Below are 12,304 nucleotides of genomic sequence, written 5' to 3' on the forward strand. Positions count from 1 at the left end.
CCGATGACCTCAACCTTGGCAAGGTTGCGCTCTACCAACTGAGCTAGTATCGCATGAGTTAACCGCTGTCGCGTTTAACTGTAATGTGGTTGCGGGAGCCGGATTTGAACCGACGACCTTCGGGTTATGAGCCCGACGAGCTACCAAGCTGCTCCATCCCGCGTCCGGATGCATTGTTTAAGTCAATGAGTCTTGCCTTTAAAAGGCGAATTTGGAGCGATACATCGGGTTCGAACCGATGACCTCAACCTTGGCAAGGTTGCGCTCTACCAACTGAGCTAGTATCGCATAGAAAGGTCTTTCACCTTCTGATTACCGCTTTCGCCATAATCTACAAATTGGAGCGACACACGAGGTTCGAACTCGTGACCTCAACCTTGGCAAGGTTGCGCTCTACCAGCTGAGCTAGTGTCGCATTCTGAAAACGTCTTTCGCCGTTCAGGGCTGCGAATTATAAGAGCATTTTTTTGTGATGCAAGTCCTTAATGCAAAATTACGAAACTTTTTATTCAACTGCTGTAAAAGCACACAGATTTGCAAAAAAATTGGCTCTTATGTCCCTGAAAAGTTAGACAAACGTGATCAGTTTATCCGGCTAGATGTTAATAATTGTTTTTCGGTAGTATTGCAGTTCGGCAATTGACTCGCGAATATCGTCTAATGCTAAGTGACTTCCTGACTTAGAAAAACCATCTAATACTTCAGGTTTCCAACGACGAGCTAGCTCTTTAAGCGTACTGACATCTACATAGCGGTAGTGGAAGTACTCTTCTAATTCAGGCATGTGCTTGTATAGGAAGCGGCGGTCTTGGCCAATGCTGTTACCACAAATCGGCGATTTACCTTTTGGTACCCACTTTTCAAGAAACGCGATCGTCTGTTCGATAGCGTCTTGCTCAGTGATGGTGCTTTCTTGAATACGCTTCACTAGCCCGCTGCCAGTGTGCGTCGTTGTACACCACTCGTCCATCTTGTCTAATTCACTCTGAGGTTGGTGAATAGCCAAAACAGGTCCTTCAGCAAGGATGTTAAGCTCACTATCAGTCACGATAGTCGCAATTTCAATGATTTTATGAGTTTCAGGATCCAGTCCCGTCATCTCTAGATCTACCCAAATTAGGTTCTGATCGCTAAAGGACATAAGGCGTCGCCTATTTGTTTATGTTTAAAAGAGGTACTATACCCAAATAACTATACTCAAACTAGCTTTAGGACCATCGAAATCAAATGGCACCAGCAACACCAGTTTGAGTTCCCAATCATCAAGTTAGATGTGTTAAGTGAAAAATTGTGGCTAAAAAAAAGAAGTTAACTAAAGGTCAGGTACGTCGAGTACGTAGCAACCAGAACAAGCGACTCAAGAAAGAAGATTCTATCCAGTGGGATGAGAACATGCTTGGTGGCACCAAAAGCGGACTCGTGATTACACGCTTTGGTCAACATGCTGATATCGAAGATCTTGAAACAAACGAAGTTCATCGTTGTAACTTACGCCGTAGTATCGAGACTTTAGTTTCTGGTGACCGAGTGACTTGGCGTGCAGGCTTAGAGTCGATGGCTGGTATTTCAGGTGTTGTGGAAGCGGTTGAACCAAGAACCTCAATGCTGACTCGCCCAGATTACTACGACGGCCTAAAACCGGTTGCGGCTAACGTAGACCAGATGGTTATCGTGTCTGCTGTACTTCCAGAGCTATCGCTTAATATTATCGACCGTTACTTAATTGCTTCAGAAACAGTAAAAATCGCACCGCTTGTTGTACTCAACAAGGTCGACCTACTGACTGAAGAGCAAATTGCTGAGTACCAAGAGACACTGAAAATTTACGAAGAGATCGGCTACAAGGTGATGTTCGTGAGTAAAGAGTCTGGCTACGGCATTAAAGAGCTAGAAGCTGAACTTAAAGGCCGTATCAACATCTTTGTTGGCCAATCTGGTGTAGGTAAGTCCAGCCTAGTGAATGCGCTAATGCCGACACTCGACATCGAAGAAGGTGAAGTTTCTGAAAACTCAGGCCTTGGTCAGCACACCACTACAGCAGCTCGCTTGTACCACTTCCCTTCAGGTGGTGACCTAATCGATTCACCTGGAGTTCGTGAATTTGGCCTATGGCACTTAGAAGCCGATGAAATCACCGAAGCTTTCGTCGAGTTCAAACCTTACCTTGGCGGCTGTAAGTTCCGCGATTGTAAGCACAATGATGATCCAGGATGCATCCTGCGTGAAGCCGTTGAGGATGGGAAGATCAGTCGACTGCGCTTCGACAACTACCACCGCATCATTGAGAGCATGGTCAACAACAAAGACAATCGTCAGTATTCACGAAACAAAAAAGCAGATCTTTAATCGCGTTTTTGTGAACAAATATGTGCAGTTACTGACAATTGGCGCGAATTTAAGTAACATCTCGCGCCCTAAAGCGTCATCGACAGATTGAATTGAAAAACACATAGCATTGGAAAATTAATACAATGGATAAGATTAAAGTTGGATTGCAGTACTGGATTCCACAACATGGACTAACTCGTCTAGTCGGCAAACTGGCGTCTGCTAAAGCGGGCGGCTTAACGACAGCGATCATCAATTGGTTCATCAAACAATACAAAGTGAACATGGATGAAGCGCTACATAGCGACCCAAAACACTTTAAAACATTCAATGAATTCTTCGTACGTGAATTGAAAGACGGCATGCGCCCTATCGCTGAAGGCGACTCTGTTATCGTTCACCCAGCAGACGCTCGCGTAAGCCAATTTGGCCCAATTACTGACGGCCAACTGATTCAGGCGAAGGGCCACGACTACTCTGCACGTGAGCTGCTAGGTGGTGATGCCGGTCTTGCTGAAGAGTTTAAAGACGGTGAATTCGCAACGCTTTACCTATCTCCAAGTGATTACCACCGCGTACACATGCCATGTGACGGTACGCTGCGTCAGATGATCTACGTTCCAGGTGACCTTTTCTCTGTTAACCCATTAACAGCTGAGAATGTTCCAAACCTATTCGCACGTAACGAGCGCGTAGTGTGTATCTTTGATACTGAGTTTGGCCCAATGGCACAAGTGCTGGTTGGCGCAACTATCGTAGGTAGCATCGAGCAAGTATGGGCTGGCACGATTACTCCACCTCGTGGCAACTCGGTTTACAAGTGGGATTACCCAGCACAAGGTGACAAAGCAATCATCTTGAAGAAAGGCGAAGAAATGGGCCGCTTTAAACTTGGCTCTACCGTGATCAACTTATTTGCAAAAGATGCAATCAAGTTCGACGACACGATGCAAAATGGCGAGAAAACGGTTCTTGGTACGCCTTACGCACACATCGCTGGTAAAGACGTTGAGACTGAAGCTGTTGATTCAGTAGAGAACACAGACCAAGCGTAATAATTTGAGCGAACTCATGTAGCTTTCAAGGCACGTTATTTGAATGAATAACGTGCCTTTTTATTACCCAGCCCTCTAACCTTCCAATACCCCTAAGCCCTGACCTAAAAAAGCAATGCATAAATCAGCGCTATAAAAGATTGACCAAAAACAAAACAGTTGCCGAAACCTTAAACAACTTTTTGATTTTCCAACCCGTCTCCAAGTACCAAAAATCCAGATAACTTACTCTATTTGAAGATATTTTATTCATAGGGTCTTTGTACATGCCTAAACTCAATGTTGGCGTTCTGGTCAAGCTGTTGATTTGTTTTGCGATTCCCTTGGGCGTGTTATTCATGCCAATAGATTCAATACCTATCGATGACCTGACGCTGATTCAACACCGCCTGCTAGCGATATTTCTACTTGCTGCCCTACTTTGGGTACTTGAACCCGTTCCAGTTTTCGCCACCTCAATACTGATCATTGCACTTGAACTGGTGATGATTTCCGACAAAGGTCTGCACCTATTTCGAAATCCACCAGCGGGACACGATCTCGGTGAATTAATTAAATATACCGACATATTCGGTGCATTTTCATCACCAATCATCATTCTATTCATGGGTGGCTTTGCTCTCGCAATCTCGGCATCTAAGTACGAACTCGATAACAACCTAGCTCGAGTGCTGCTGAAACCATTCGGTACAGAACCGCGCTTCATCATGCTTGGCTTAATGCTGATCACCGCCGTGTTCTCAATGTTTATGTCGAATACCGCAACCACTGTCATGATGCTAGCTCTGCTTGGGCCTATCTTAGCTTCTGCACCAAAAGGCGATATGGGGATCAAAGCACTCGTATTGTGTATTCCGATTGCCGCTAATACTGGTGGTATCGCAACACCAATCGGTACGCCTCCCAATGCCATCGCACTGCAATACCTGACCGGTGAAAACACCATCGACTTCCTGAGCTGGATGATGATGGGCTTACCCTTTGTGATCATCCAGCTCACCATTGCTTGGTTCCTTCTTCAGAAAATCTTCCCTTCCACGCAGAAAAACATGGTGCTTAAACTCGATGGGCAATTCAGAAAGAGCTGGCGAGCGATCGTGGTTTACGTCACCTTTGCCGCCACCATCTTATTGTGGATGACCACCAAGCTGCACGGCATGAACACCTATGTGGTCTCTATCATTCCACTGGCGGTCTTCACCTTGACGGGCATCATGGGTAAAGAAGAGCTCAAGCTGATCAACTGGGATGTGTTGTGGCTAGTCGCCGGTGGTATTGCGATTGGTATCGGCTTAGATAAAACAGGCTTGGCCTCTGCATTAGCACACGCGATAGACTATGAGTCGCTGTCCCCTGCAGCTGTAGTCATCACGCTATCCATCGTGTGTTGGTTAATGGCAAACTTCATGTCGAACACCGCTACGGCCAACTTACTAATGCCAATAGCCGCTGCGATTGGCGCTTCAATGGAGAGCTTGGCAACGATTGGTGGCTTACAAGGATTATTGGTTGTGGTTGCCTTCTCAGCATCACTCGGCATGATTCTTCCCGTATCAACGCCACCTAATTCACTGGCTTACTCAACCGGGCTTATCGAAAGCAAAGACATGGCGAAGATGGGGATCATATTGGGTCTTGTCGGCTTGCTGTTGGTCTACCTCGCCCTGTTTATCATCACCTAGTAGACGCTAACCCTCCCTTTTGATTCTCTAGGGCGCTAAATTTACATTTAGCGCCACATTTAAATAGGCAGTAAATAACTGATACTAAAGTCAATTGTGGAAATGTGATTCTACTTCATTATTTATAAAAAAGCAGAATAGATATATTCAGTTTTTTGATATTAAACACATTTATTATCCTTCAGACAACGACACTATTCGGCCAACAAAGACACACCCATTTCCCCACTCAGCACGTCGCTACCAATAAGGTTTTGTCTAAAAAGAGGAGTGCACCTTGAGACACACAATCAAATTTAAAATCCAAATGGCAATTACAATTATCATTGCCACTGTGAGTGGCGCTCAAGCTTGGATATCAGTAAATCAGCTCACTCAAGAGACGGAAGTCGCGATCAATCAAGAAATGAAGAATGTAAGCGTAGGGATAAACAACTACATTGCAGATTGGATCTCGACTCGAAGTAATATGATGTTGGCCAATGAGCCGACCATAGCAAATAACAGTAACTCTGACCGTGAGCTATTATTGACTAAACAAGCTGGTCAATTCCTATCGGTTTATGCGGGTTTTAGTGACGGTACGATCGCTTATGGTGATAAAACGGAAAGCTGGCCAGCAGACTACGACCCTCGTACCCGCCCTTGGTACAAGGATGCCAACACCGCATCCGATCTTATCATTACTGAACCGTATCAAGATTTCGATGGCAGTATCGTCATCAGCTTTGCGAAAGCCTTTAGCGGCCAAAAGCAGGGCGTACTGGCTGCGGACTTAACCGTGACGAGCATTATCGATACGGTTCTTAACGTGAAACTGGATAACGATGGCTTCGCCTTCTTGGTGGATGGTAACAACAACATCGTTGCGTACAGCGATGAAGCGTTAAGTCAAAAACCACTCACAAGCTTAAACCCAGAGTTGACCGCAAACCGAGTGTCACAACTGATTCAGAACCAAACCATCACCACATTAGCTTGGCCTGGTCAGGGAGATAAGTTGGTTTACATTGCTAACGTGCCGAATACCGATTGGTCTCTGGGCATTGTTATCGATAAAGGGCTAGCGTTCTCTGCGGTCACTGATGCGATTCAATTCATCGCACTAACCTCACTTGTTCTGTACATCGTAATTTCAATCGCTAGCACCATGGTCATCAACCGACTGCTTTACCCATTACAAACCTTGTCAGAAGCGCTGACCCAACTTGCTCAAGGTCGAGGTGACCTTACTCAACGTATCGATATCACCCGCATGGATGAGATAGGTAAACTTGCTGAGCTGGTAAACCAATTCTTGAGTCAAATGCAGAGCATGCTGAAAGGCGTCGTTGAGCACAGCCACGATTTAAACAACCACGCCGAAAAAGCCAACCAACTGGCAACGCAATCCTCTATTCGAGTGGAGAATCAACAAAACGATATCAACCAGATTGCGACTGCAATTCATGAGATGTCGGCTACCGCAGCCGAAGTAGCGAGCCATGCAGAATTAACCGCATCCGCTTCTCAAGCCTCTGCAACCGCGTGTAATGACGGCCAAGAAGTGATTCAACAGAACCGCGATGCCATCACTCGCCTTGCGAGCCAAGTGGAAGACGCTGCCAATGTGATCCGAGAACTGGAAAACAACGCGCAAAGCATCAACCAGATCTTATCCACCATTCAAGGCATCGCCGAGCAAACTAACCTGCTGGCATTAAATGCTGCCATTGAAGCAGCTCGTGCTGGTGAACAAGGTCGTGGGTTTGCGGTTGTCGCCGATGAAGTGCGAGTGCTCAGCCAAAGAACGCATGGCTCGACGGAAGAGATCCGCGTGATGATTGATACCCTGCAGAAGAATACCGAACATGCCGTAGAAAGCATGACCACCAGCACTCAACTGGCAGAAAACAGTGTTGGCTTCGCAGAACAAGCACACGACAGCCTGTCTAAAATCACCCAAGCCATCAGTGAAATCAACGACATGGCTCTACAAATAGCGAGTGCAGCCGAAGAACAACGAGCAGTGAGCGAAGACATCAGTCGTAATACACAAGGAATCAAAGATGCCTCTGACGACCTAGCCCAACAAGCGGAAAGCAGCCGCAATAGCTCAAATGAAATGAGTAGCGCTGCTGAGTCGATGCGTAGAGATGTGGAGCGCTTTAAAGTGTAACGCGTAATTAATCACATCAAGCTAAGCCGAGCTGTAAACCTTCATGATTCTTTTGTTAAGAATCACTTTGTTCTCAGTTCGGTTTGATGCATATTGATGAGCTAATTTATCCCAGACAGAAGGACTGTTAATCGATGGGTTTTGAATGGTTGGCTCTCGCCGCTGCTTTTCTTTGGGCTATCGCAAGCCTAATGTCCGTAAAGCCTGCTCAACACTTAGGTTCTTTTGCCTATAGCCGATGGCGCATGGGCTGCACTGCGGTCATCTTATCAAGCATGGCTTGGTTTACTGGTGGCTGGACAACCGTCGAAACAGAGCTAATCACGCCGATGATGCTGTCTGGCCTGATTGGCATCTTCATTGGTGATACTGCCCTATTTGCCTGTTTGAACCGAATGGGCCCGCGCCAAGCTGGCTTGCTGTTCTCTTGTCACGCCGTGTTCTCTGCGATTCTCGGTTACTTCCTGTTTAGTGAGAGCATGACCTCGGGCGAGCTTATTGGCTCGGCCTTGGTTTTCAGTGGCGTATTAACCGCGATATTCTTTGGTCGTCGAGGCCAAGCTAATAACCAACTTGAAACCATCAAGGGCACCGTGTGGATTGGTGTCGCTCTCGGAATCACGGCGGCTATCTGCCAAGCATTGGGGGGGATCATCGCAAAGCCCGTGATGCAAACTAGCATCGACCCGGTAGCTGCCTCTGCGATTCGAATGATCACCGCCTTTGTTGCTCACTCCGCATTTCGTTTAACGGGCGCCAAACTTTCACGCGCAATCAACCCAATGAATGGTCAAATATTCGCGATTACCGCAGTGAACGGCTTTCTTGCAATGGCGGTAGGAATGACGCTGATCTTGTATGCACTGCAAGAAGGAAATGTCGGCATGGTTGCTCTACTCTCTTCAACCACACCTATCATGTTGCTGCCAATTCTATGGCTGTACACCAAGCAGAGACCAAACGCCTATGCTTGGATCGGTGCCATTGTTGCCGTCGTTGGCACTGGTATTCTTGTCAGCTAGTCGATCTGCTCGCTAACTTCTACTAGCTAACTAACATTAAGAACGTGGGAATGGGAAAGCGGTCACGTCATCGATATGGTCGTAACCTAAAGCCAACATGATTAGCCTATCGATACCCAATGCAACACCCGCACAATCAGGCAAACCCGCTTTTAATGCCTCAATCAAGAGATGGTCAATCGGTTGAGGCGATAAGCCCATATCGATACGCTTAGCATTGTCATCTTCAAAGCGCTGCAACTGCTCTTGCGGGTTATCTAACTCATGAAAGCCATTTGCCAACTCGATACCTTTGAAGTACACCTCAAAACGGTCAGCCACTCGCGAGTCGTTTAGATTAATCTTAGCCAGTGCCGCTTGAGACGCAGGGAAATCATAAACGAATGCTGGCACAGTTTGACCAATTTTAGGTTCTACACCAATGCTAAACAGTAACTGCAGCAAAGTATCCCTGTCTTGTTCAGGGTCAGCAATATCGCTCAAACCTAATGTACCAGCACAAACCTTTAGCGCTTCCATTGAACCTTCTAATGGACACACACCCAGCACTTCAAGAAACGCGTTTTGGTAAGTCATTCGTTCAGCCGCCCGAGAATTCAGCACCAGCTGCAACAAGTCATCCATCTCATCCATCAACTGATGGTGGTCGAAACCAACACGATACCACTCCAACATCATAAACTCAGGGTTATGGTAACGGCCGTTCTCTTCGTTGCGGAATGCCTTAGCTATCTGATAAATACAGCCGCTTCCTGCCGCCAAAAGACGTTTCATATGGAACTCAGGGCTGGTCATGAAGAACAGCTTTTGCCCACCCGCATACCCTGGCCCTACAAACTCAGTTTTGAAAGTATGTAAGTGCACATCTGTCACAGTGGCATGGCTCATGGCTGGGGTATCCACCTCCAACACATCACGCTCAAAAAAGAAATCGCGGATCTGACGAATCAGTAAAGCACGTTGTTTTAACTGCTTGATCGGCGCAGCTGGCTGCCAGTTAGCTTGGTTCATGATTTTAGAATTACTCACTGAAATAACTGGATCGAAAGATACCGTTTGTTTAGCCAAAAATCATCTCTTCTTAAACTCGACCTACCACACTGAGATTGATAATTAGCGTCAATAGCAATTAACAACATCAACAACAATGCACTCAATATCGATACATTTATCGACACGTTTCTTAACTTTTCGCAACGAACAAACTCTTGCTGTGATTAGCATCACATAACCTAGAATTTCTATGCCTCCACATGCATTACCGAAGCAAAAACCTAATTAAATCAATATTTGAAATTACACCCTCTCTTACACTGAACCTACCACTTAAGGCTTAGAGGTGATAATCGGTTGATGCCGTTTACTGCTCTCTAAATAGGCTTTTTATAATAACAAGCGGAATACTCCGCATCACACTGGAGAATAACTGTGAAGACAATTACCACAGATATCGCAGTCATCGGCGCAGGCGGCGCTGGTCTTCGTACAGCTATTGCAGCAGCTGAAGCGAATCCTGATTTGGAAGTAGCACTGATTTCTAAAGTTTACCCAATGCGTTCGCACACGGTAGCAGCAGAAGGCGGTTCAGCAGCGGTAATTAAAGACGAAGATAGCCTAGATAACCACTTCAACGATACGGTTGGCGGTGGCGACTGGCTATGTGAACAGGATGTTGTTGAATACTTTGTTGAAAACGCGACTCGCGAAATGATCCAAATGGAACAATGGGGCTGCCCATGGAGTCGTAAAGAAAACGGTGAAGTAAACGTACGCCGATTCGGCGGTATGAAGGTAGAAAGAACGTGGTTCGCAGCGGATAAAACTGGCTTCCACATGCTTCATACTCTGTTCCAGACTTCGATGAAGTACGACCAAATCAAACGATTTGACGAGTACTTTGTGGTGGACCTTCTTGTGGAAAGCAAAGACAGCGCTGAAGAAGGTGAAGTACAAGGCCTTATCGCGATTCATATGTCTGAAGGTGAGCTTGTTACCATCAAAGCAAAATCGGTTGTTCTAGCAACCGGTGGCGCAGGTCGTGTTTATCACTGTAATACTAACGGTGGCATCGTGACCGGTGACGGTATGGCAATGGCTTATCGCCACGGTGTGCCACTACGTGACATGGAGTTTGTTCAATACCACCCAACAGGCCTACCGGGCACGGGTATCTTGATGACCGAAGGTTGTCGTGGTGAAGGCGGTATCATCGTCAACAAGAACGGCTACCGTTACCTACAAGATTACGGCATGGGCCCTGAAACTCCAGTGGGCGAGCCGAAGAACAAATACATGGAACTGGGTCCTCGCGACAAAGTTTCTCAAGCATTCTGGCACGAGCAGCAAAAAGGCAACACCATCAAGCACCCGCTTGGTGATGTAGTACACCTTGACCTTCGCCACCTTGGTGAAGAGTACCTGCAAGAGCGTCTACCGTTCATCTGTGAGCTGGCAAAAGCCTACGTAAACGTCGATCCAGCAAAAGAGCCAATCCCAATTCGTCCGACTGTTCACTACACCATGGGTGGTATCGAAACTAACGGTACTTGTGAAACTCGCATCAAAGGCCTATTCGCGGTGGGCGAATGTGCGTCGGTTGGCCTACACGGTGCAAACCGCCTAGGTTCAAACTCTCTGGCTGAGTTCGTAGTATTTGGCCGCGTTGCCGGTGAACACGCTGTGAAACGCGCAGCAGAGTTCAAAGACTGGAATGAAGAGTCTATCGCTAAGCAAGTAAAAGCGGTTGAAGATCGCATCGCTGCGCTAATGAACCAAGAAGGCGACGAAAACTGGGCAGATATCCGTACTGAAATGGGTCACACCATGGAAGCGGGTTGTGGTATCTACCGTCAAGAAGACTTGATGCAAGAGACCATCAACAAGATCACTGAACTGAAAGCGCGCTACAAGAAGATCAGCATCAAAGACAAAGGCAAGGTGTTCAACACTGACCTACTTTACGCTATCGAAGTCGGTTACGGCCTAGAAGTCGCAGAAGCGATGGTTCACTCAGCGATCCTTCGTAAAGAATCTCGCGGTGCACACCAACGTCTAGACGACAACTGCACAGAGCGTGATGACGTGAACTTCCTAAAACACTCACTCTCTTTCTTCAATGAAGATGCAGCACCAACCATCGATTACAGCGACGTTAAGATCACCAAGTCTCAACCAAAAGCACGTCTGTACGGTGAAGCAGCAGAGAAAGCCGCGGCCGCTGAAAAAGCTGCTGCAGCGAATGTCGCTCAAGATGAGAACCGTGAAGAGGAGAAAGCGTAATGTCAGCGAATCGTATCCAAAAAGTAGACATTCTGCGCTACGACCCAGAGAAAGATGCAGAACCTTATATGCAGACTTTCGAAGTGCCTTTCGATGAGACCATGTCGGTACTAGACGCGATTGGTTACATTAAAGACCACCAAGACAAAGACCTTTCATACCGTTGGTCTTGTCGCATGGCGATCTGTGGTTCTTGCGGCATCATGGTTGATGGCGTGCCTAAGCTAGCGTGTAAGAGCTTCTTACGTGACTACCCGAACGGCCTAACTATCGAGCCGCTTGCTAACTTCCCAATCGAGAAAGATTTGATTGTCGACATGACACCGTTCATCGAGCGCCTTGAAGCGATCAAACCTTACATCATTGGCAACGACCGTAAGCCTGAAGACGGTACTAATATTCAGACCCCTGAACAAATGGCGAAGTACAAACAGTTCGCTGGCTGCATCAACTGTGGTCTTTGTTACGCAGCGTGTCCTCAATTTGGTCTGAACCCTGAGTTCATCGGCCCTGCGGCACTGACTCTTGCTCACCGTTACAACTTAGATAGCCGTGACAACGGTAAAGATGAGCGTATGAAGCTTATCAATGGTGAAAATGGCGCTTGGGGCTGTACGTTTGTTGGTTACTGTTCTGAAGTATGTCCGAAGAAAGTAGATCCAGCAGCGGCGGTTAACCAAGGTAAAGTTGAGTCTTCAATGGACTTCGTTATCTCGATGTTCAAACCTGACGGTACATCAGTTAGCAAGAACCAAGTAAAAACAACAGAGGAGGTATAAG

At 46.7% G+C, this 12,304-nt stretch carries 9 protein-coding genes and 3 tRNA genes; 7 read left to right on the forward strand and 5 right to left on the reverse strand.

The window, feature by feature from the left end:
- Positions 1-86: 86 nt before the first annotated feature.
- The 4 genes from JC606_RS03430 to orn form a co-directional block, all read right to left on the reverse strand.
- Positions 87-163 (reverse strand) — tRNA-Met (locus JC606_RS03430).
- 49 nt (positions 164-212) lie between these two features.
- A tRNA-Gly gene (locus tag JC606_RS03435) sits at positions 213-288 on the reverse strand.
- A gap of 51 nt (positions 289-339) precedes the next feature.
- Positions 340-415, reverse strand: a tRNA-Gly gene (locus tag JC606_RS03440).
- Positions 416-595: 180 nt separating this feature from the next.
- Positions 596-1,141: an oligoribonuclease gene (orn, locus tag JC606_RS03445; RefSeq protein WP_004741326.1), complete on the reverse strand. Its 546-nt coding sequence runs from the start codon at positions 1,139-1,141 to the stop codon at positions 596-598.
- 149 nt (positions 1,142-1,290) lie between these two features.
- Between orn and rsgA the strand changes: the two genes are divergently transcribed.
- The 5 genes from rsgA (at position 1,291) to JC606_RS03470 (ending at position 8,245) form a co-directional block, all read left to right on the forward strand.
- Positions 1,291-2,346: a small ribosomal subunit biogenesis GTPase RsgA gene (gene rsgA, locus JC606_RS03450; protein ID WP_198777996.1), complete on the forward strand. Its 1,056-nt coding sequence runs from the start codon at positions 1,291-1,293 to the stop codon at positions 2,344-2,346.
- A gap of 125 nt (positions 2,347-2,471) precedes the next feature.
- Positions 2,472-3,383, forward strand: coding sequence for an archaetidylserine decarboxylase (gene asd, locus JC606_RS03455; RefSeq protein ID WP_102426556.1), 912 nt, complete (start codon positions 2,472-2,474; stop codon positions 3,381-3,383).
- A gap of 266 nt (positions 3,384-3,649) precedes the next feature.
- Positions 3,650-5,065: an SLC13 family permease gene (locus JC606_RS03460; RefSeq protein ID WP_198777997.1), complete on the forward strand. Its 1,416-nt coding sequence runs from the start codon at positions 3,650-3,652 to the stop codon at positions 5,063-5,065.
- Positions 5,066-5,342: 277 nt separating this feature from the next.
- The gene (locus tag JC606_RS03465) at positions 5,343-7,223 is read left to right on the forward strand and encodes a methyl-accepting chemotaxis protein (RefSeq protein WP_198777998.1); all 1,881 of its coding nucleotides are present in this window, start codon (positions 5,343-5,345) and stop codon (positions 7,221-7,223) included.
- A 134-nt stretch (positions 7,224-7,357) separates the two neighbouring features.
- Positions 7,358-8,245: a DMT family transporter gene (locus JC606_RS03470; protein ID WP_198777999.1), complete on the forward strand. Its 888-nt coding sequence runs from the start codon at positions 7,358-7,360 to the stop codon at positions 8,243-8,245.
- Positions 8,246-8,281: 36 nt separating this feature from the next.
- Here JC606_RS03470 and epmA read toward each other — a convergent pair whose 3' ends face one another.
- Positions 8,282-9,256: an elongation factor P--(R)-beta-lysine ligase gene (gene epmA / locus JC606_RS03475; protein ID WP_198778056.1), complete on the reverse strand. Its 975-nt coding sequence runs from the start codon at positions 9,254-9,256 to the stop codon at positions 8,282-8,284.
- Between the two features lie 417 nt (positions 9,257-9,673).
- On the opposite strand from epmA, the gene frdA reads away from it, so the two are divergent.
- Together frdA and JC606_RS03485 are read left to right on the forward strand one after the other, a co-directional pair.
- Positions 9,674-11,524: a fumarate reductase (quinol) flavoprotein subunit gene (gene frdA / locus JC606_RS03480; protein WP_198778000.1), complete on the forward strand. Its 1,851-nt coding sequence runs from the start codon at positions 9,674-9,676 to the stop codon at positions 11,522-11,524.
- Positions 11,524-12,303, forward strand: coding sequence for a succinate dehydrogenase/fumarate reductase iron-sulfur subunit (locus JC606_RS03485; protein ID WP_198778001.1), 780 nt, complete (start codon positions 11,524-11,526; stop codon positions 12,301-12,303). The genes frdA and JC606_RS03485 overlap by 1 nt, the downstream gene beginning before the upstream one ends.
- Position 12,304 lies beyond the last annotated feature (1 nt).

The sequence above is a fragment of the Vibrio sp. IB15 genome, from assembly GCF_016406055.1.
GTDB lineage: Bacteria > Pseudomonadota > Gammaproteobacteria > Enterobacterales > Vibrionaceae > Vibrio > Vibrio chagasii.

Bases quoted from the DNA above. Each gene is read 5' to 3' on its own strand.
- orn (WP_004741326.1), bottom strand. From the start codon at position 1,141: ATGTCCTTTAGCGATCAGAACCTAATTTGGGTAGATCTAGAGATGACG.
- JC606_RS03470 (WP_198777999.1), top strand. From the start codon at position 7,358: ATGGGTTTTGAATGGTTGGCTCTCGCCGCTGCTTTTCTTTGGGCTATC.
- JC606_RS03485 (WP_198778001.1), top strand. From the start codon at position 11,524: ATGTCAGCGAATCGTATCCAAAAAGTAGACATTCTGCGCTACGACCCA.
- epmA (WP_198778056.1), bottom strand. From the start codon at position 9,256: ATGAACCAAGCTAACTGGCAGCCAGCTGCGCCGATCAAGCAGTTAAAA.
- JC606_RS03460 (WP_198777997.1), top strand. From the start codon at position 3,650: ATGCCTAAACTCAATGTTGGCGTTCTGGTCAAGCTGTTGATTTGTTTT.
- asd (WP_102426556.1), top strand. From the start codon at position 2,472: ATGGATAAGATTAAAGTTGGATTGCAGTACTGGATTCCACAACATGGA.